The organism is Streptomyces sp. NPDC091377 (genome assembly GCF_044757045.1).
Taxonomy (GTDB): Bacteria; Actinomycetota; Actinomycetes; order Streptomycetales; family Streptomycetaceae; genus Streptomyces.
This window is the reverse complement of record NZ_JBIVUE010000007.1, coordinates 82,412-102,623: the sequence shown is the minus strand read 5'-3', so window position 1 is coordinate 102,623 and position 20,212 is coordinate 82,412. Positions and strand designations below refer to the sequence as shown.

Here is a 20,212-nt window from a genome sequence, read left to right as displayed (position 1 = left end):
AGCGGGATGACGCAGGAACGGCCCACGGCGGCGGCCTCGGCGCCGCCGTGGGAGCGGGACGAGGAAGTCGCCGCCCTCCGGCAGGCGGTGGAGGCCCTGTGCGTGGGCCGCCCCTCGTCCGGCGCCCTGCTGATGCTGCGGGGCGACGCCGGCTTCGGCAAGACCGCGCTGCTGGGCACGGTCCGCGCCATCGCCGAGGAGCGCGGCTGCACCGTCTGGTCGGCGCGCGGCGGCGAGACCCTGCGCTCCGTGCCGTTCAACGTCGTACGGCAGCTCCTCCAGCCCGCGCTCGTCTCCCTGCTGCCCGAAGAGGCCCGCGACTACCTCGGCGACTGGTTCGACCTCGCCGGACCCGCCCTCGGCATAACGGAGCCCGGCGAACGGCAGGCCGACCCGGAAGGCGTCCGCGACGGACTGGTCGCCGCCGTGCGCCGCCTCGCCGAGCGCGAGTACCCGCTCGTCCTGCTGATCGACGACGCCCACTGGGCCGACCAGGAGACCCTGGGCTGGCTCGCCGCGTTCGCCGAACGCCTCGACGACCTCGCCGTCCTGGTCGTCGTCGCCCGCAGATCCGACGAGGTCGGCGGCGACAGCGCCCGCCACCTCGACGCCGTCGCGGAACACAGCGGCCGGGTCACCGACCTCAGCGCGCTCACCCCGACCGCCACCGCCGGACTCACCCGCGCCACCCTCGGCGAACACGCCGACTCCGCGTTCTGCCGCGAGGTCTGGGCGGTCACCGCGGGCAACCCGTACGACACCGTCGAACTCCTCGCCAAGGTCCAGGACAGCCAGATCGAACCCGTCGAGGGCTCGGCCGGAGAACTGCGCGACCTCAACCGCTCGGCGCGCGGCGGCGGACTGGTGACCCGGCTGGAGGGACTCGGCGTCGAGGCCACCCGGTTCGCGTGGGCCGCCGCCATCCTCGGCACCGGCATCAGCGTCGACCTGGTCGCCCGCCTCGTCACCATGAGCCCCGACGAGGCCCCGCGCTGCGCCGAACGGCTGCGCGCCGCCCGCATCCTCACCGAACCCGACGGCGCGAGCGCCCGCGCGGCCGTCGGCGAGCTGGAGTTCGTGCACCCGCTGATCGCGAGCGCCGTCTACCACTCCATCCCGGACGCGCTGCGCACCGCGATGCACGGCATAGCCGCCCGGCTCCTCACCGACTCCGGGCACGGCGCCGCCGCGGCCTCCCGGCATCTGCTCCAGGTCCACCCGGACGACGACGCCGAACTGGTCGAGCAACTCCGCGAGGCCGCCAGGGAACACCTCGCCGTCGGCGCCCCGGACGCCGCCCGCCGCTGTCTGGAACGCGCCCTGGAGGAACCGCCCCGGCCCGAGGTGCACGCGGCCGTCCTCTACGAACTCGGCTGCGCCACCTATCTCACCGCGCCCGCCACCACCATCGGGCACCTCCGGACCGCGCTCACCATGCGCGGCCTCGACGGCGACGAACGCGTCGACGCCGTCGTCCGCCTCTCCCAGGCCCTGCTCCACAACGACCAGCTCGAACAGGCCATCCGCACCGTCGCGGCGGAGGCCGCGCGCCAGCCCGAGGGACCGGCCCGGATGCGGCTGCGGGCCGTGCAGTACATGTGGGAGGGGATCTACGGCGAGGCCGCCACACCCGGCCGTGCCGAACGGCTCGCCGCCCTCGCCCGCACCTGTACCGGCCGCGACAACTCCGAACGCGCCCTGCTCATCCTGCGCGGCTTCGACGCCATGAACCACGGCGAGAACGCCGAGGAGGTCGTCGAGCTGTGCGACCGCGCCCTCGTCAACGGGCGGCTCGCGCCGGGCCTCGGCTGGACCGACACCGAGTGGGGCATCGAACTGCTGATGATGCTCGGCAGCAGCTACGCGTACGCCGACCGGCTCGACCGCGCCGAGAGCCTCTTCGCCGAGGCGCTGCGCGCCTACACCTCGGCGGGCTGGAGCGGCGGCCATCTCGCGCTGGCCAACGCGTTCCTCGGTCTCGCCCACCGCAGACGGGGCCGTCTGAAGGACGCCGAGGAGGTGTTGCGCGAGTCGCTGCGCATCGCCGAGCGCGTCGGACGCGGACTGCCGCTCTACTGGTCGGCGACCTGCGGGCTCGTGGACACCCTCCTCGCCCGCGGCCATGTCGCCGAAGCCTGGTCGATCGCCGAACAGTACGGCTTCGCGCCTCCGTACCCATCGACCATCGTGCTGCCCGACACCCGCTCGGTGCGGGGCCGGCTGCTGATCGCGGTGGGCCGTACCGAGGAGGGCGTCGACGAACTGGAGGCCGCCGAGAAGGCGGCAGCGGCACGCGGTGGCCACAACCCGGTGCTGGCGCCCTGGACCGTGGATCTCGCCGTGTCCCTCGCCACGCAGGACCCGGTCCGGGCCGCCCGGCTGGCCTCCGACGCCCGCCGCCAGGCCGAGCGCTTCGGCACCGACACGGCCATCGGCGAGGCCCTGCGCTGCGCCGCCGCGCTGGAGACGGGCCGGCGCAAGGTCGCCCTCACGGCCCAGGCGGTGACCTATCTGGAGGCGTCGCCCTGCCAGTACGAACACGCCGCGGCCCGGATCGAGCACGGCAGCGCCGCCCGCTCGGCGGCGGAACTCCACCGCGGTCTGACCCTCGCGCGCTCCTGCGGCGCGGACGGCCTGGTCCAGCGGGCGGAACTGGCACTGGAGGGGCTGAACCGCTCGACCGGGCCCACACCGTGAACCGGTACCCGGGCGGGCATGCGCGGCGACCCTCGATCGCCCCTCATCGGTCCGTCGGGTGCTGCTCCCCGCCCGCCTGGTCGTCTTCCGCCAGCACCCGTTGGGCCGTCGTGAACGCCGAGTTCGCCGTCGGAACCCCGCAGTAGACCGCCGTCTGGAGCAGTGCCGCGCCGATCTCGTCGGGGGTCAGACCGCCTCGGCGGGCCGCCCGCACATGCAGGGCCAGTTCGTCCTGGTGCCCGTGGGCGGCCAGCGCGGTCAGCGTGATCAGACTGCGCTCCCGGCGCGAGAGCGTGGGGTCGGTCCAGATCTCGCCCCAGGCGTAGCGTGAGATGAAGTCCTGGAAGCGGGCGGTGAACGGGGTCTGCCGGGCCTGGGCGCGGTCCACGTACGCGTCCCCGAGCACCTCCCGGCGGACCGCCGTGCCCCGCCCCGCGAGCCCGTCGAAGTGGGCCCGCAGGGCGGTCAGGACGGCCTCGGGGCGCTGCGCGGGCGCCAGATGGGAGGCGCCCGGCAGCTCCACCAGCGTCGCGTCCGGCACCGCGTCCGCGATCTCCCGCAGATGCGCCGGCGGGGTCGCCGGGTCCTCGCGCCCGGCGATCAGCAGGGTCGGGACCCGGATGTCCCCGAGCCGGGACCGCAGATCGAACGCGCCGAGCGCGTCGCAGCAGGCCGCGTAGGCGCCCGGGTCGGCGGCCCGGAGGTCCCGGACCAGCCGGGGCACGGTGAAGTCCCCCGCGAACCAGCGGCTGTCCGCGTGGTCCGCCAGCCCGGCCGTCCCCTCGCGCCGCACCAGCGCCGCCCGCTCCTCCCAGGGCCGGGCCCCGCCGAAGTGGGCGGAGGAGCAGACCGCTGCCAGCGAGGTCACCCGCTCGGGGTGGTGCACCGCCAGATGCAGCCCCACCGCCCCGCCGAGTGACACCCCGGCCCAGGCGAACCGCTCCACGCCCAGTGCGTCCGCGAGCGTCAGCACCAGCTCCGCGAGGTCCCCGACCCGCGCCCCCGCCCCGATCAGCTCCGGCGCCGAGCCCCCGTGCCCCGGAAGGTCCCAGCGGATCACCCGGTGGGTCGCCGACAGCTCGGGCGCGACCGCGTCCCACAGGGCGTACGACGTCCCGAGCGAGGGGCCGAGCAGCAGCGGGGGCGCGGCGGCGGGCCCCTCCACGAGATGGGCGAGAAGAGTCAACGTCGCTCCAGCGCACGGTCGGTGAGGGCCCCGGCGGAGCCCGTGTAGTGGGTGGGGTCGAGATCGGCGCCCGCGAGTCCGGGCACCTCGTGCGGCGGGCGGCCCTCGGCGGCCGACCGGGCGAGCAGGTCCCGGGCCCCGGCCCGGCCCAGCGTCGCGGACAGTTCGGCGGACAGCCGCTCGGAGACGATCGCCGCGCCCGTCAGCCCCAGATGGGCGCGCATCACCTCCGGCCGCACCCGCAGTCCCTCGGCCAGCTCGGCGGCGTCCCGGGCCGCCCCGCCCACCAGCCGCAGCAGCTCCCGCAGCGGCTCCCACTCGGCGTGCCAGGCCCCGGCGGGCCGCTCGTCCTCGGCCACCAGCGACCCGTACAGGGTGGCCGCGAGCTGCGGCGCCCGGCGCGCGGCGGCGACGACGAGGGTGGACCGTACGGGATTCGACTTGTGCGGCATCGCGGAGGAGCCGCCGCCCGCCGCCTCCGCCACCTCGCCGATCTCGGTGCGGGACAGGGTGAGCACATCCACCGCGGGCTTGCCGAGCGCACCCGCCGTGAAGGCCAGCGCCCCGGCGAGATCGGCGACCGGGGTGCGCAGGGTGTGCCAGGGCAACTCCGGCGCCCGCAGACCGAGTTCACGGGCGTACGCCGCCGGCAGCGCGGTCGGGTCCTCGGCGCCGTACGCCCCGAAGGCGGCCAGGGTGCCCGCCGCACCCCCGAGCTGCGCGGGCAGCGCGTCCCGTACGGCGGTCAGCCGGTCGCGGGCGTCCAGCACCAGCGAGCGCCACCCGGCCGCCTTCAGCCCGAACGTCGTCGGCACCGCGTGCTGGGTGAGGGTCCGGCCGGGCAGCGCGGTGTCCCGGTGCGCGGCGGCCAGCCGGCCCAGCGCCCGCTCGGTGCGCGCGAGATCGGCGAGGACCGGCCCGAGGGCACGGACGGCGACCAGCATCGACGCCGAGTCGAGGATGTCCTGGCTGGTCGCGCCCCGGTGGACGTACGGCCCGTGCCGCGCGCCCACGGCCCGCGTCAGATCGGCCACCAGCGGGATCACCGGATTGCCCCCGTCACGCGCCCGCAGGGCGAGGGACAGGATGTCGTACCGCGTGGCGTCGGCCGCCTCGGTGACCGCGGTCGCCGCCTCGGCGGGGGCCAGGCCCAGGGCGGCCTGGGCCCGGGTCAGGGCCGCCTCCGCGTCCAGCAGCGCCTGGAGGAAGGCCCCGTCGCCGGTCGCGGACGCGACGGGGGAGCCGGCCCACCCGGGGGAGAGCAGACCGGCGTCGAGGGGAAGCGCCCGCGCGGGCCCGTACGGCTCGGATGTCACCTGAACTCCAGGAAGACCGTCTCGCCCTCGCCCTGAAGGCGGATGTCGAAACGGTAGGCGCCCGCGCGCTCCTCGCGCGCGATCAGCGTGTCCCGGCGCGTCCTCGCGACGGCGGACAGCAGCGGGTCGGCGCCGAGCGCGGCGGCGTCGCCGGGGAAGTAGATCCGGGTGAACAGATGGACCAGCAGCCCGCGCGCGAACACGCACACACTCAGATAGGGGGCGTTGCCCCCGCGCGCGCCGGGCCGCAGCGTCCGGGCGTACCAGTGGCCGTCGGCGTCGGTCTGGCTCCGGCCCCAGCCGGTGAACTCCACCCCGTTGCGGCCCGCGAAGCCCCCGGAGGCGGGGTCGCGCCGCATCGAGCCGTCCGTCCGGGGGAGGGCGCCGTCCGGGCCCGGCCCCCAGATCTCCACGAGGGCGTCCGGCAGCGGCTGCCCCTCCCCGTCGGTGACGTATCCGTGCACGGTGACGGTGTCCGGGTGGCCGAGGGGCGCGATGTCCTCGCCGCCGGTGAAGGGCAGCGCGTGGCCGTAGAACGGGCCGACCGTGTGCGACGGGGTCGGCGGCAGCGGTTCCGGGCGGCCGGTGCCGGTGGGTGCCATGGCGGTCAGCGTCCTTCCTCGGTCCAGGTGGCGTGCGGGCCGTCGAGCACCACGTCCCAGCGGTAGCCGAGCGAGAACTCCGGTACCGACAGGCTGTGGTCGTAGGTCGCGACCAGCCGCCGCCGGGCGCTGTCGTCCGTCACGGACTGGAGGATCGGGTCGTGGGCGAACAGCGGGTCGTCCGGGAAGTACATCTGGGTCACGAGCCGCTGGATGAACGCCGGGCCGAAGAACGAGAAGTGGATGTGTGCGGGGCGCCAGGCGTTGTCGTGGTTGCGCCAGGGGTAGGGGCCGGGCCGGATCGTGGTGAAGGCGTAGCGGCCCGCCGCGTCGGTGAGGGTGCGGCCGACGCCGGTGAAGTGCGGGTCGAGCGGGGCGTCGTGCCGCTCGCGCTGGTGGGCGTAGCGGCCCGCCGCGTTGGCCTGCCAGACCTCGATGAGCTGGCCGCGCACCGGCCGCCCGGAGCGGTCGAGGAGCCGCCCGGAGACGGTGATCCGCTCTCCGATCGGCTCGCCCGCGTGCCGGCGGGTCAGATCGCTGTCGCTCTCGGTGAGGTCCCGTTCCCCGAAGGCGGGCGAGGCCAGTTCGACCAGTTCGGGGTCCCGGGCGGTGTCGATCGCCACGAGCGGGTGCCGCGGATGCCGCAGCGCCGAGGAGCGGTACGGGGGGTAGTCGCGGCGGGGGTGGTGCTCGACGGGCGCCCCCTCGGCGACGCCCTTCGCGTAGGCGGCGTGCCGGGCCGCGATCTCCTGGTCGATGTCGTGCTGCGTGAGCGGCCCGGGGGTGGTCACGCCCGCTCCTGACGCCGGGCAGCGACGCCCACACCGACACCGGCGCCCACACCGGTGCCGTCCCCCGCCCCGGTACCGGTGCCGACGCGGACCTCGGCCGCGGTCGCCGCGAGGACCGCGTCGGCGGTGACACCGGGGGCGGTCTCGACGAGGAGGAGGCCGTCGTCGGTGACGTCGAGGACACCGAGGTCGGTGACGACCCGGTTCACACACGCCTTGCCGGTGAGCGGCAGGGTGCAGTGCTCCAGGAGCTTCGGGGTGCCGTCCTTGGCGGTGTGGGTCATCACGACGATGACGGTGCGGGCGCCGTGGACGAGATCCATGGCACCGCCGATACCGGTGATCATCTTGCCGGGGACCGCCCAGTTCGCGAGGTCCCCGCCGGCCGACACCTGCATCGCGCCGAGCACGGCGACGTCGATGTGCCCGCCCCGGATCATGGCGAAGGAGAGCGCGGAGTCGAAGAAGGAGGCGCCGGGCAGGACGGTGACGGTCTCCTTCCCGGCGTTGATGAGGTCGGGGTCGACCTGGTCGTCGGTGGGGTAGGGGCCGGTGCCGAGGATGCCGTTCTCCGACTCCAGCACCACCTCCACCCCCTCGGGGAGGTGGTTGGGGATGAGGGTGGGCAGGCCGATGCCCAGGTTGACGTACTGTCCGTCGCTGAGTTCGCGGGCCGCTCGGGCGGCCATCTGCTCCCGTGTCCAGGCCATCAGGCGGTCACCGTCCGCCGCTCGATCCCCTTGTCCGCGGCCTGTCCGGGGGTGAGGGCGAGGACCCGCTGGACGAAGATGCCGGGCAGGTGCACGGCGTCGGGGTCGAGGGCGCCGGGCTCGACCAGTTCCTCCACCTCGGCGACGGTGATCCGTCCGGCCATGGCGGCCAGCGGATTGAAGTTGCGGGCGGACTTGGCGAAGACCAGGTTCCCGTGCCGGTCGCCGCGGGCGGCGCGGACGAGGGCGAAGTCGGTGCGGATACCGCGCTCCAGGACGTGGTCGGTGCCGTCGAAGTCGCGCACCTCCTTGGCGGGGGAGGCGAGGGCGACGCCCCCGGCGCCGTCGTAGCGCCAGGGCAGTCCGCCCTCGGCGATCTGGGTGCCGACGCCCGCGGGGGTGTAGAACGCGGGGATCCCGGCCCCTCCCGCGCGCAGCCGCTCCGCCAGCGTGCCCTGCGGGATCATCTCCACCTCCAGCTCACCGGCGAGGTACTGCCGGGCGAACTCCTTGTTCGCCCCGATGTACGACCCCGTCACCCGCGCGATCCGCCCGGCGGCCAGCAGCACGGCCAGCCCGGACTCCTTCGCCCCGCAGTTGTTCGACACCACCGAGAGACCGCGGGTCCCGCGCTCGTGGAGGGCCTGGATCAGTACGTTCGGGACCCCGCTGAGCCCGAAACCGCCGACCGCGAGCGACGCGCCGTCCGGCACATCGGCCACCGCAGCCGCGGCCGAGGCGACCACCTTGTCCATCCCCGAAGCCTCATCTCCGCCAGGCGTCCCGACCCGAAATAGTCAGGGCACTGAGTATATGAACGGGCTTGTCCCTGCGAACGTCCTTCACGCTGCCACCGTGACCAGCGAGCCGTCAATACCCCGTCCACAGCCGGGCGGAGTGCCGCTCCCGCGGCGGCGGACAGGGAGGGAGGCGACCGGTATTGTTCAGTGCACCGACCAATTCGACCAGGGGAGTCACAGATGGCCGCGGTGGATCTCGCCACCCACCCCGGGCACCTCGCCCGCAGACTTCAGCAGGCGCACCACCTGCTGTGGAACACGATGGTCTCGGAGGAGATCACCTCGCCGCAGTTCGCCGTCCTGAACGCGCTCGTCGCCGAACCGGGCCTGGACCAGCGGACCGTGGGGGAGCGGGTGGGGCTCGACCGGTCGACCATCGCCGAGGTGATCAGCAGACTCAGCCGCCGCGCCCTGCTGGACAAGGTGCGTGACCCGCAGGACGGACGCCGCTTCCTGCTGCGCCTCACCGAGGACGGTGTCCGCGCCCACCGCCGGCTCACCGTGCGCACCGCCCGGATGAACCAGGTCTTCCTGGCACCGCTCGACGCCGACGAGCGGGCCGTGTTCCTCGCCCTGATCCGCCGGGTCGCGGACGCGGCGGAGGGGCTGCGCAATCCGGAGGAGCCGCTGGTGGGGCGGGCGTGAGCAGCCAGGACCGGGGCCGGGGCCGAGCCCGACAAGGGCAGGGGCCTGAGCCGGGCAGGGGCAGGGGCTGAGCCCGGCAGGGGGCCGGGGCCTGTGTCCGGCAGGGGCCGGGCCTGCGTAGGCAGGCGCCCGCCGCCTCGCCCGCGCTCACGCCCGCCGCCTCGCCCGCGCTCACGCCCGCCCTCACTCCCACGCTCACTCCCACGCTCACGCCCGCCCTCACTCCTGCACGTACACCACCCACACCTGACCGGTCGCGAAGTCCAGGGGCTTGCCGTCCTCCGTGGTGAACCGGGTGCCCGAGGCCGCGTCCGGGCGGTCCCACCGGGCGTCGTACGCCTTGCCGTCCCGCAGCACCTCCGCGGTGCCGGAGCCGACCGTCTCGGTGTACGGCGTGTGGTTGCCGAGGGAGTCGTGGTACGCGGACTCGCGGATGCCGACGTGCTGGACCACCACCGTGGCCGGGTCGAGGGCACCGGCGTCCGTCGTCGTCGCCTCTCTGCCGTCCATCGCGACCAGCCAGCGCTCCCGCTGCCGCGACCAGGTGAAGGTGAACCCGGCGGACGGATAGTGGACCGTCCGGGAGTTCACGGGGGTGCCGCCCGCCGGGGCGGGGCCGAACCGGAAGCCCGTGGTCAGCGCGGCGACCCCGGGCGGCCGAGGGATCAGCCGGTCCGGGCGGAGGTAGAGGTTGTGCGGGGAGGAGCGGTCGGTGGAGCGGGTGTAGGCGTCGGGGGCCGCGCCGGGCGGCTCCGCGTGCACCGGAGCACTGTCGATGGCCGGCAGCAGCTTGCCCTGGGCCCCGGAGAAGGCGAGGGTCGGCTCGTCGAACTGGCGCAGCAGTTCCAGGTCGCTCTCGCGGGCGCTGCGCACCGGTCCGACGGACTGCGGGAAGGCCGTCGCGTACACCGCCATCAGCCGGCTCAGACCGCCCTCGACCTGTTCGACGTAGACGATGTCCGCCGCGTTCAGACCGGTCTGCGGGCGCGCCGCCGGTACGTTGTCGATCTTCACGGCGAGTACCGGTCCGGTGGCTGTGGGCGCGCTCCGGGACGGGGAGGGGGCGGTGGACGCGCTGGGGGTGGGGGTGACGGGGGTGCGGCCGTCGTCGCCCTGTCCCGATGTGCAGCCCGCCGCCAGCGAGACCGTCACGGCCGCGGCCAGCAGCGCCGCCGCCCTGGCGGTGCGCCGTGCGTGTGCCGCGCCGTGTCCGGAGCGCGTTCCCTCTGTCGTGCCCACCGTCGCCACCCGCCCGTCGGTTTTTCTGATGGTGTGCTGATCTGCTGTTCGGTGGCCCTACCCGTTCGTTCCGGGAGCGGTAGCGGTCGGGTGGGCGGAAGTACCCCGATGGCCGGAGGGGGTGTGGGCCGATCGGAGCAGTCCCGGGTTGCGCGCGGGCCCCGACCGTGCCCGGTGCCGGGCCGCCCGGCTCCCCGGGCGGCGGGGCGTCCGGCTCCCCGGGCGGCGGGGCGTCCGTCAGTCGCCCCGCCCCAGGATCTCCGCGAGGTCGTAGCTCACCGGCTCGTCGAGCTGCGCGTACGTACAGCTCGCCGGTGTGCGGTCCGGGCGCCAGCGGCGGAAGCGGGCCGTGTGGCGGAAGCGGGCGCCGTTCTCCATGTGGTCGTAGGCCACCTCGGCCACCCGCTCCGGCCGCAGCGGCACCCAGGACAGATCCTTCTTGCCCGACCAGCGGCTCGGCGCCCCCGGCAGCCGCGCCGCCTCGTGCGCCGACTCCTCGGCCCAGGCCGCCCAGGGATGCCCGGTCACCTCCGCCATCCGCAGCGGCTCCAGCTCCTCGATCAGCTCCTCGCGCCGTTTCATCGAGAACGCGGCGGACACCCCCACATGCTGGAGGGCGCCGCGATCGTCGTAGAGGCCCAGCAGCAGCGAACCGACGATCGGGCCGCTCTTGTGCAGGCGGTAGCCCGCCACCACCACATCCGCCGTGCGCTCATGCTTGATCTTGAACATCGCCCGCTCGTTCGGGAGGTACCTCAACGTCAGCGGCTTGGCGATCACCCCGTCCAGACCGGCCCCCTCGTACTGCTCGAACCACTGCCGCGCCCGCTCCACATCCGTCGTCGCCGGAGCCGGATGCACCGGAGGGGTCGCCCCCGACAACGCCCTGACCAGCAGCGCCCGCCGGTCGCTGAGCGGCACGTCCAGCACCGACTCGTCATCGAGCGCCAGCAGATCGAAGGCCACGAACGACGCCGGCGTACGCTCCGCGAGCATCCGCACCCGTGAGTCCGCCGGATGGATCCGCTCGGTCAGCGCGTCGAAGTCGAGCCGCCCCTCACGCGCGATCACGATCTCCCCGTCCAGCACACAGCGCCGTGGCACCCGCTCCTTCAGCGCCTCCACCAGCTCGGGAAAGTACCTGGTCAGCGGCTTTCCGGTACGGCTGCCCAGCTCGACCTCGGCACCGTCGCGGAACACGATCGCCCGGAACCCGTCCCACTTCGCCTCGTACTGCATGCCCGGCGGGATCCGCGCCACGGACTTGGCGAGCATCGGCTTCACGGGCGGCATCACCGGCAGATCCATGCCTCAGATTCTCCGCCCCCTACAGGGCTTTCGCCCGATATGCGCGGTCAGGGTGGCACGCCTACCGTGGCACGCATGGGCGAAGCGGTGGAACTAGAAGTGGCCGGCCGAACCGTACGGCTGTCCAGTCCCGGCAAGGTCTTCTTCCCCGAGCGCGGATTCACCAAGCTGGACCTCGCGCGCTACTACATCGCCGTCGGCCCCGGCATCCTGCGCGCCCTGCGCGACCGCCCCACCACCCTGGAGCGCTACCCCGAGGGCGTCACCGGCGAGTCCTTCTTCCAGAAACGGGCACCCAAGAACATGCCCGACTGGATCCCCACCGCGCACATCACCTTCCCCAGCGGACGCAGCGCCGACGAGATGTGCCCGACCGAGGAGGCGGCCGTGGTGTGGGCCGCCCAGTTCGGCACTCTCACCTTCCACCCCTGGCCGGTGCGGCGCGACGACGTCGACCGGCCCGACGAACTCCGGATCGACCTCGACCCGCAGCCCGGCACCGACTTCGACGACGCCGTGCGCGCCGCCCACGAACTCCGCGCCGTCCTGGACGAGTTCGGCGCGCTGCGCGGCTTCCCCAAGACCTCCGGCGGACGCGGACTGCATGTCTTCGTACCGATCGAACCCCGCTGGACCTTCACCCAGGTACGCCGCGCCGCCATCGCCGTCGGCCGCGAACTGGAACGCCGGATGCCGGACCAGGTCACCATCAAGTGGTGGAAGGAGGAGCGCGGCGAACGCATCTTCGTCGACTACAACCAGACCGCCCGCGACCGCACCATCGCCTCCGCCTACTCCGTACGGCCCCGCCCGCACGCCCCCGTCTCCGCGCCCCTGCGCTGGGAGGAGGTCGGCGAGGTCCACCCCCGTGACTTCGACCTGGCGACCATGCCCGTCCGCTTCGCCGAGGTCGGCGACGTCCACGCCGACATGGACGACCACCGCTACTCCCTGGAAGCCCTGCTGGACCTGGCCGCCCGCGACGAACGCGACCACGGGCTGGCCGATCTGCCCTACCCGCCGGAGTACCCGAAGATGCCGGGCGAACCCAAGCGGGTGCAGCCCAGCCGCGCCAAGCACGACAAGAAGGCGGCGCCCCCAACGGAGGCGCCGCCCGAACCCGCGACGGAAGGACCGCCGTAGGTCACAGCCGGGTGGTCCCGCCGGCTACAGCTCCTTGATCCTGATGTCCCGGTACGAGATCACATCCGTCGTGCCGTGCACCTGGAGCCCGATGTACCCGGAGGCGTAGCGCCGGCCGTCCGTGCCCGGGTCGTCCGAGCGCGGCGGGACGAACTCCTGACCGCCGGTGTTGTCGAACTCGTTGATCAGCACACCGTTGCGGTAGACCGAGTAGTGCTGGTCCACCACCCGGATCTCGTAGTCGTTCCAGGTGCCCTTCTGGGTCACCCCCGCACCGGCCAGCCCCACCCGGTCGAAGCCGTAGACGGAACCGGTCTTGTACATGTCGCCGTCGGGCCGGTCGAGCACCTGCACCTCATGACCGAACTTGATGGCGACCCACTCCGGCCGCGACTCCTCCGGATGGTCGACGATCTGCGGGAACCGCACGAACACCCCGGAGTTGGCGTTGCCCGTGCCCGGCGCGTCGTCCCGCCACTGGAGCCGCAGCGAGAAGTCACCGTACTTGCGCTGCGGGAACCACAGCATGCCCAGCCCGCCCCTGGTGGTGCCGCTGGTCATCGAGCCGTCCGCGTTGAGCCCGAACGAACCGCCGCCCGCGTGCTGCCACTTGGCGAACGAGTCGGCGCTGCCGTCGAAGAGCGGGCGGTAGCCGGTGTCCTGACCCGGCTTGCCGATCCCCGACCGCTTGGCCGCGCCGGTGATCGCGGTGTGCTCGCGCCGGTCGATCACCCCGTCCTTGCGGAGCTTGTCGAGGACCGTCTTGACGTGCTTGAGGAACAGCGCGTGCGACGTCCACTCCTTCTCGTCCTCGATGATCTCGTTGATCCGGCACCGGCTCTCGGTGAGCCGGTTGGGCACCCCCGAGTCGACCGTGCCGACGATGACCGTCAGCCGCTCGTCGTACTCGGCGCAGTTCGGCGGCGGCGGACCGCTGCGCACCACCGTGAAGTTCACGGTCCGCGCGGCGGCGGTGTTGCCCGCCTTGTCGGTCGCCCGGTAGGCGAGGGCGTGCGCGCCGGCCCGGTCGACCACCACGGGAGCGGAGTAGACCAGATACGGCCCCCCGTCCAGCGAGTACTCGATCCGCTCGACGCCCGAACCGCCCTCGTCCGTCGCGGTGACGGTCACCTTGGCGTTGCCGATGTAGGCGCCGTCCGAGTTGCGCGAGCCGTCCACCGCGACACCGGTCACCGGCGCGGTGGTGTCCTCCTGCGGCGCGGACACCACCGTGAACTGCACACTCTTCTCGGCCGCCACATTGCCCGCCTTGTCGGTGGCCCGGTAGCGGACGGTGTGACTCCCCACCTGGTGGACCATCACCGGGGCGGCGTACGGCTGCCAGGCGCCGGCGCCGATCGCGTACTCGATGGTGTTGACGCCCGAGCCGGTGTCCGAGGCGGAGACCGTCACCGTCGCCATGTCGAGATACGCCCCGGCCGGATCGCGCTCACCGGACACCGTCGCCGAGGTCTCCGGCGCCGTCGTGTCGTCCGTCGGCGGGGGCACCACCGTGAACTCGGCGGCCTTCTCGGCGGCGGTGTTGCCCGCCTTGTCGGTGGCCCGGTACCTCACCTTGTGCGCACCGACCTGGTCGATCACTACCGGCGCGGTGTACGGCTGCCAGGCGCCGTCGTCACCGATCGCGTACTCGATCCGGTCGACCCCGGAACCGCCCGACTCGTCGGTCGCCTCGACCGCCACGGTCGCCGCGCCCACGTACGCGCCCTCGCCGTTCTGGGTACCGGTCACCCGGGCACCGGTCTGCGGTGCGGTGGTGTCCTCACCGGAGCCCTCGGTCACCACCAGGATGCCCTGCATCATGCCGTGGCCGGGGATCGTGCAGTGGTAGAAGTACCGGCCCGGCGTGAGGTTGACCTGGGCGGTGTGCTTGCCGCCCTGGGCGTCCGACGGATTGGCCAGGATGTTGAGGGTGACATCGCTGTTGAACTCGGGGTCGCTGGTGACGAACGTCAGCGTGTGCGGCATCCCGGTGGTGTTGCCGGTCGCCGTGCTGTTCTCGAAGACGATCGTCGCCGGACCCGCCACCGCCGTCTTCGGCGCCGACAGATAGCGGTCGATGGGGTCGCCCGCCGTCCACGTCAGCGTCTGCTCGGCCGCGGCAGCGGCGGCGGCCGGTGCCGCGTCCTTCCCGGCCTGGCCGACCGCCGGGGCCGACAGCAGCCCCAGCGTCATCAGCACGGCCGCCACCAGGGCGGTCAGCAGTCTTCGCTGCCGTACCGCAGGGCTCGTACGGATCGGATGTCTCACTTGGCCCCCCTCGCGAGCTGGCCTGCGGCCGGGGTCGGGCCGCCGCCGGTGTAGGTGACCCGCCACAGCGCCGACTTGGCGTCCGAGGTGAAGAAGCCCCGGCCGTAGTCGAGCGCGTACAGCGCGCCGTCCGGACCGAATCTCCAGTCCATGAGGTTCTTGATGCCGTCGGTGCCGACCGGCACGATCTTCTTCAGCGTCTCCGAGTGGACCGGGACCCCGCCGTCGCCGACGGTCTTCGGGTCCATCACCACCGCGTTGCGCGGCTGGTCACCGTCGTAGAAGTCACCGACGAACCACTTGCCGTCCCAGTACGACGGCCACTTCACCGCGCTGTCCGACGCGGAGTCGTAGCGGTACACCGGCCCGTTCATCGCGGCCTGCCCGCCACCCTTGAGCCACGGCAGCGCGTACGTCGCCTCCTCGGACTTGTACGAGGGGACACCGTTCGCGTCGCGCGGGAAGTCCGGTCCGCCGCCCTGCGGCGAGTACCAGATGTTGTTCCCGGTGACCGGCGGCAGATTGACCAGACCGTCGTTGTTCGGCGACTCGTTCTTCGGGGCGTCACAGTCGTACCAGCCCAGCGGCTGCGACGGATCGGGCAGATTGCGGTCCCGGTAGGGCTGCTTGTTGCCCATGCAGAACGGCCAGCCCCGGTTGCTCGCCTTGGTGATCGCGGCGAACGTGTCGTACTTCGCCGGCCCCCAGGTGGTCGACGGCGACCCGGCGTCCGGGCCGACCCACCCCGCGTACAGGGTGTCCGTCTTCTGGTCCACGAAGATCCGCGCCGGGTTGCGCACCCCCATCACATAGATCTCGCCCCGGGTCTTCCCGCCGCCCTCGTCGGGCTCCTTGCCGGTGAAGAGGTTCCCCGCCGGCAGGGTGTACGTCCCGTCCGGCTCCGGGTGGATCCGCAGGATCTTCCCGTTGAGGTTGTTGGTGTTGCCGGAGGTCCGGCGGGCGTCGGCGAAGGAGAGGCCCTTGTAGTTCGGCTGCGGGTTGTTGCCCGAGTAACCGCCGCTGAAGCCACTGGAGTTGTTGTCACCCGTCGCGATGTACAGGTTGCCCCGGGAGTCCCAGGTCATCCCGCCGCCCGCGTGACAGCAGCTGTGGATCTGCACCGGCCAGTCCAGCAGCACCTTCTCACTGCTCAGATCCAGCTTGTTGGTGGCATGGTCCAGGGTGAACCGCGAGACCCGCCGATCCGCCGTCCGGGTGTCCCGGTCGATCTCCGAGTGCGGGGTGTAGTGCAGATACACCCACCCGTTCCGGGCGAACCCCGGATCCAGCTCGATCCCGACGAGCCCTTCCTCCACCTTGACCAGTTCGTCGCCGCCGCCCTTGTTGCCGAACACGGTCAGCGCGCCGGCCAGGGTGACCTGCTTGGTCCTCGGGTCGTAGACGTGGATCTCGCCCTTGCCCTTGCCGATGTCCGGGTTGTTCCAGTCGGTGATCACCGGCTGCGAGGAGTCGGCACCGCCCCGGCCGATGTAGAACACCCGCCCGTCGGGCGCGGTGACCAGCCCGTGCGGCTCGCCGATCTGGTCGTTCCGGCCCGGCTGGTTGGGCTTGGTCAGCCGCTCGGACGTGTAGTTGCCGTTGATGGTGGCCTTGCAGTCGGCCTGCGCCAACCGGGTCGTCCACAGCAGCGCGCCGCGCAGATGACCGCGGAAGTCGGTCTCGTCGTACGCCGCCGCCGTACCGCCCATACCGGTGTAGAAGGAGCGCCCGCCGTCGTAGTCACGGCACCAGCTGACCGGATGGTCCGCCCCGTTGGCGCTCGCGCCCGGCTTGTACGACGCCTCGCGCACCCGGGCGACCGTGTGCACCTCGCCGGACGGGTTCTTCGTCCAGTTCGACCAGACGTCGGGCCGCTTCCAGGTCAGCGGCAGATCCTTGGTGGCCGGATGCTGACGGTCACCCACCTCGACGGTCGCCCGCTGCACGTTCGACGGGCTCGACGCGGCGGGCCGCGCGCCGATCAGCCCGGTGAACCAGTCCGAGTACGGCTCGGCCTTGGCGGCGTCATGGACGCCGAGGAAGCCGCCACCGGCCTCCATGTACGCCTCCAGGCCCGCCTCCTGCTCCGGTTCGAGGATGTCCCCGCCCCCGGTGAGCAGCACGATCGCGTTGAAACGGCCCAGCTTGGTCGCGTTGGTGAACACCGAGGCGTCGTCGGTCGCCTCGGTGGTGAAGCGCTGCCCGGCGGGCCCGGTCAGCCCGATCCTCTCGACCGCCTCGATACCGGCGTTCACCACGGGCGACTCGTCGCCGGGTGCGGCGGACCCGTAGAAGATCAGCACTCGTACCTGCGCGCCGCCCGGGGGCGACTTGATGGACATCGTTGTCAGGGACGGATCCGGGGCCGGGCGCGCACTCGCGGACGGGCCGGAGAGCAGCCCGGCGGTGACGAATCCGGCGGCGAGGACGGCTGTCAGGGCCCGCCTCGCGTTCCCTCCGGTCCGGCTGCCGGGGCGTCTGTTCGGGTTGGACCCGGGTGAAGGATCGGGTCTTTGGAGCGTCGTGGACCGCATGTGGTCATCCACCCCTCGTCGGTTCACAGTCGGCGCCAAGGAAGCTAGACCCCTTTGCTCGGTTCGCCAATAGGTATGACCGTGAAGAAACAAACTTTGTCCTGAGTGTGGATAAACGGTGGGGCCCCGGCTACTGTCCGAATCCCGTACCTCCGACACCCCTGGCCCCGAGTCCCGTACCCGGGGCGGACGTTCGGCGAGGTGTCGGTGAAGTGCGTTCGGCGTCCGTCGGGTTCGGCCGCGTGGCCGGGTCCGGCTGAGAATCGGCTGAGTGGGGAGTTCGGCATGGACAGGCGCGCGTTCAACCGGCGGGTGGTGCTGGGTGGTGCGGCGGTCGCGACATCGTTGTCTCTGGGACCCGATGCCGTGAGCGCCGAGAGCCCGGCCCGTACCGCGCCGGCCGGCGGAGAGACCAGACGGATCAAGCTCTACGCCGAACGGCTCGACGGCGGCAAGATGGGCTACGGCTTCGAGAAGGGCAAGGCCAGCGTGCCCGGCCCGCTGATCGAGCTGAACGAGGGCGACACGCTGCACGTCGAGTTCGAGAACACCATGGACGTCCCGGTCAGCCTGCACGTCCACGGCCTCGACTACGAGATCACCAGCGACGGCACGAAGATGAACAACAGCCATGTCGAGCCCGGCGCCACCCGGGTCTACACCTGGCGCACCCACACGCCCGGCCGCCGCAAGGACGGCACCTGGCGGGCGGGCAGCGCGGGGTACTGGCACTACCACGACCATGTCGTCGGCACCGAGCACGGCACCGGCGGCATCCGCAACGGGCTCTACGGCCCGGTCGTCGTCCGGCGCAAGGGCGACGTCCTGCCGGACCGCACCCACACCATCGTCTTCAACGACATGTCCATCAACAACCGTCCCGCGCACACCGGTCCGGACTTCGAGGCGACCGTGGGCGACCGGGTCGAGTTCGTGATGATCACACACGGCGAGTACTACCACACGTTCCACATCCACGGTCATCGCTGGGCCGACAACCGCACCGGCATGCTGACCGGCCCCGACGACCCCAGCCAGGTCATCGACAACAAGATCGTGGGCCCCGCCGACTCCTTCGGCTTCCAGATCATCGCGGGGGAGGGGGTGGGCGCCGGGGCGTGGATGTACCACTGCCATGTCCAGAGCCACTCCGACATGGGGATGGTCGGGCTGTTCCTGGTGAAGAAGAAGGACGGCACGATCCCGGGGTACGACCCGGGGGGTGGGCATGGGGGGCACGGTGGGGCCGGGGCCGGGGCCGGGGCTGAGGGTGGTGCGGGGGCTGGGGCCGGGGCTGGGGCTGGGGCCGGGGGTGGTGCGGGGGCTGGGGCCGGGGGCTCGGGCTCCGGGGCGGGGGACTCGGGCGCGAAGGGTCCGGACGGGAAGGGCTCCGGCTCTGGGGCGGGGGACTCTGGGGCAGGGGGTTCGGGTGCGGGGGGCTCGGACGGGAAGGGCTCCGGCTCCGGGGCGGAGGGGCACGTGCACTGAGTGCGTGTCGGGCCGGGGGCGGTGCGGTGCGGGGTCGGGGCCGGTGGGGCTCGCCGGGGTCCGCGAGGGGCCGGCGGGGAGCCCCCGGGGGCCTGTTGGGTCCGTCGGGCGTCGGTGCCGACGTCGGGATGCGGGTGGCCGTGGGCCGTGGGCCGTGGGCCGGGGTCCGGGGTCCGGGTCCGGGTCCGGGGTCTGGGTCCGGGGTCTGGGGTCCGGGTCCGGGTCCGGGGTCTGGGTCCGGGGTCTGGGGTCCGGGTCCGGGTCCGGGGTCTGGGGTCCGGGTCCGGGGTCTGGGGTCTGGGGTCTGGGGTCCGGGGTCCGGGTCCGGGTCCGGGGTCTGGGTCTGGGTCCGGGGTCTGGGGTCCGGGTCTGGGGTCTGGGGTCTGGGGTCTGGGGTCTGGGTCTGGGGTCCGGGGCCGGCAGGAGGGATCATGGCCGGGTGACTCGACTCCTCACCCGAAGTGACCTGGAGGCCGTGCTGGAGCCGGAGGCGTGTGCCGCCGCGCTGCGGGACGGGTTCGTCCACGCGACCGACACGGCCACCGGCCTGCGGGTACGGACCGATCTGCCGTTCCCCGGCACCGCGACCGCCCTCCTTCCCGGACTCCTCCCCGGCATCGACGCCTACACGGTCAAGGTCAACGCCAAGTTCCCCGCCGCCCGCCCGGCACTGCGGGGCGTGGTCTGTCTGCACAGCGGGCGCGACGGCACACTTCTCGCGCTGCTGGACTCCGCGACCCTGACGGCCTGGCGCACCGGGCTGTCGGCCGCGCTGGGCACCCATGCGCTGGCGGCGCCGGGCGGGGCGGACGGCGGTGCCGGGACGGTCGGTGTCATCGGCGCGGGCGCGCAGGCCGAGCTGATGGTACGGGGGCTGGCGGCACTGCGGCCCCGTGACGCGCTCCTCGTGCACGACACGGACGGAGCGCGGGCGGCGGCGTTCGCGGCACGGCACGCCGGCCGGGTGGTGGCCTCCGCGCGGGAGGTCGCCGCCGCGGCCGACCTCGTGCTGCTCGCGACCTGGGCGCGGGAGCCGGTGCTGACCCTCGCGGACGTCCCGCCCGGCCGTCACGTCACCAGCCTGGGCGCGGACGAGCCGGGCAAGCAGGAACTGTCCGCCGATCTGCTCGCGGCGGCGCTCGTGGTGGTCGACGACCGTGAAGCAGCCGCCGCGACGGGCGCGTTGGCGGCGGCCGGTCTGCCCGCGGCGGCGGCCGACGCGACGCTGGGCGAGGTGCTGCGGGGCGAACACCCCGGCCGGACCGGGCCGTCCGAGCGAACGGTGTACGCCCCGGTCGGACTGCCCTGGCAGGACCTGGCCCTGGCCTGGCTCGCCCACCGGCGGGCCGAGGAGCGGGGGCTGGGGACGCGGGTGGATCTGCTGGCCTGAGGGAGGCGACGGTGATGAGCCTGCCCCACGTGACAGATCGGGAAGTGGTGACAGATCGGGAAGTGGTGGCGGATCGCGAAGTGGTGGCGGAT

At 73.2% G+C, this 20,212-nt stretch carries 15 protein-coding genes; 5 read left to right on the top strand and 10 right to left on the bottom strand.

Annotated elements, in window-relative coordinates; all coding sequences use genetic code 11:
- Positions 1-6 precede the first annotated feature (6 nt).
- Positions 7-2,697 (top strand): ATP-binding protein, encoded by a 2,691-nt coding sequence (locus ACIQNG_RS17415; RefSeq protein ID WP_401485839.1) that lies wholly within the window; start codon positions 7-9, stop codon positions 2,695-2,697.
- Positions 2,698-2,740: 43 nt separating this feature from the next.
- Here ACIQNG_RS17415 and pcaD read toward each other — a convergent pair whose 3' ends face one another.
- Genes pcaD through ACIQNG_RS17385 form a run of 6 tightly spaced genes read right to left on the bottom strand, consistent with a single transcriptional unit; the run spans position 2,741 to position 8,057 of the window.
- Positions 2,741-3,883 carry a 3-oxoadipate enol-lactonase gene (pcaD, locus tag ACIQNG_RS17410; RefSeq protein WP_401485837.1) on the bottom strand — a complete coding sequence of 381 codons (1,143 nt, stop codon included), beginning with the start codon at positions 3,881-3,883 and terminating at the stop codon, positions 2,741-2,743.
- Positions 3,880-5,199 (bottom strand): 3-carboxy-cis,cis-muconate cycloisomerase, encoded by a 1,320-nt coding sequence (gene pcaB / locus ACIQNG_RS17405; RefSeq protein WP_401485836.1) that lies wholly within the window; start codon positions 5,197-5,199, stop codon positions 3,880-3,882. The genes pcaD and pcaB overlap by 4 nt, the downstream gene beginning before the upstream one ends.
- Positions 5,196-5,801: a protocatechuate 3,4-dioxygenase subunit alpha gene (pcaG, locus tag ACIQNG_RS17400; RefSeq protein WP_401485834.1), complete on the bottom strand. Its 606-nt coding sequence runs from the start codon at positions 5,799-5,801 to the stop codon at positions 5,196-5,198. The genes pcaB and pcaG overlap by 4 nt, the downstream gene beginning before the upstream one ends.
- Positions 5,802-5,806: 5 nt before the next feature.
- Positions 5,807-6,592 carry a protocatechuate 3,4-dioxygenase subunit beta gene (pcaH, locus tag ACIQNG_RS17395; RefSeq protein WP_401485833.1) on the bottom strand — a complete coding sequence of 262 codons (786 nt, stop codon included), beginning with the start codon at positions 6,590-6,592 and terminating at the stop codon, positions 5,807-5,809.
- Positions 6,589-7,302, bottom strand: a complete 714-nt coding sequence (locus tag ACIQNG_RS17390) for a CoA transferase subunit B (protein ID WP_401485831.1) — start codon at positions 7,300-7,302, stop codon at positions 6,589-6,591. The genes pcaH and ACIQNG_RS17390 overlap by 4 nt, the downstream gene beginning before the upstream one ends.
- On the bottom strand, positions 7,302-8,057 hold the full coding sequence (locus ACIQNG_RS17385) for a CoA transferase subunit A (protein ID WP_401485829.1): 756 nt from the start codon (positions 8,055-8,057) through the stop codon (positions 7,302-7,304). Before ACIQNG_RS17385 ends, ACIQNG_RS17390 begins: the two co-directional genes overlap by 1 nt.
- A gap of 225 nt (positions 8,058-8,282) precedes the next feature.
- On the opposite strand from ACIQNG_RS17385, the gene ACIQNG_RS17380 reads away from it, so the two are divergent.
- Complete coding sequence (locus tag ACIQNG_RS17380; RefSeq protein WP_401424650.1) at positions 8,283-8,747, top strand: MarR family winged helix-turn-helix transcriptional regulator; 465 nt, start codon at positions 8,283-8,285, stop codon at positions 8,745-8,747.
- A gap of 219 nt (positions 8,748-8,966) precedes the next feature.
- Here the strand turns inward: ACIQNG_RS17380 and ACIQNG_RS17375 are convergent, their stop codons facing one another.
- Both ACIQNG_RS17375 and ACIQNG_RS17370 read right to left on the bottom strand, forming a co-directional pair.
- On the bottom strand, positions 8,967-9,995 hold the full coding sequence (locus tag ACIQNG_RS17375) for a DUF3048 domain-containing protein (protein ID WP_401485826.1): 1,029 nt from the start codon (positions 9,993-9,995) through the stop codon (positions 8,967-8,969).
- A 228-nt stretch (positions 9,996-10,223) separates the two neighbouring features.
- Positions 10,224-11,294, bottom strand: a complete 1,071-nt coding sequence (locus ACIQNG_RS17370; RefSeq protein WP_401424648.1) for an ATP-dependent DNA ligase — start codon at positions 11,292-11,294, stop codon at positions 10,224-10,226.
- Between the two features lie 75 nt (positions 11,295-11,369).
- Between ACIQNG_RS17370 and ligD the strand changes: the two genes are divergently transcribed.
- A complete protein-coding gene (gene ligD / locus ACIQNG_RS17365; RefSeq protein WP_401485824.1) occupies positions 11,370-12,437 on the top strand; it encodes a non-homologous end-joining DNA ligase in 1,068 nt (355 codons plus the stop codon).
- A 24-nt stretch (positions 12,438-12,461) separates the two neighbouring features.
- Here the strand turns inward: ligD and ACIQNG_RS17360 are convergent, their stop codons facing one another.
- Together ACIQNG_RS17360 and ACIQNG_RS17355 are read right to left on the bottom strand one after the other, a co-directional pair.
- On the bottom strand, positions 12,462-14,633 hold the full coding sequence (locus tag ACIQNG_RS17360) for an OmpL47-type beta-barrel domain-containing protein (RefSeq protein ID WP_401486303.1): 2,172 nt from the start codon (positions 14,631-14,633) through the stop codon (positions 12,462-12,464).
- 71 nt (positions 14,634-14,704) lie between these two features.
- Complete coding sequence (locus ACIQNG_RS17355; RefSeq protein WP_401485822.1) at positions 14,705-17,242, bottom strand: ThuA domain-containing protein; 2,538 nt, start codon at positions 17,240-17,242, stop codon at positions 14,705-14,707.
- Between the two features lie 285 nt (positions 17,243-17,527).
- On the opposite strand from ACIQNG_RS17355, the gene ACIQNG_RS17350 reads away from it, so the two are divergent.
- On the top strand, positions 17,528-18,730 hold the full coding sequence (locus tag ACIQNG_RS17350) for a multicopper oxidase domain-containing protein (RefSeq protein WP_401485820.1): 1,203 nt from the start codon (positions 17,528-17,530) through the stop codon (positions 18,728-18,730).
- A 439-nt stretch (positions 18,731-19,169) separates the two neighbouring features.
- A complete protein-coding gene (locus tag ACIQNG_RS17345) occupies positions 19,170-20,120 on the top strand; it encodes an NAD(P)-binding domain-containing protein (RefSeq protein ID WP_401485818.1) in 951 nt (316 codons plus the stop codon).
- The last annotated feature ends 92 nt before the right edge of the window (positions 20,121-20,212 follow it).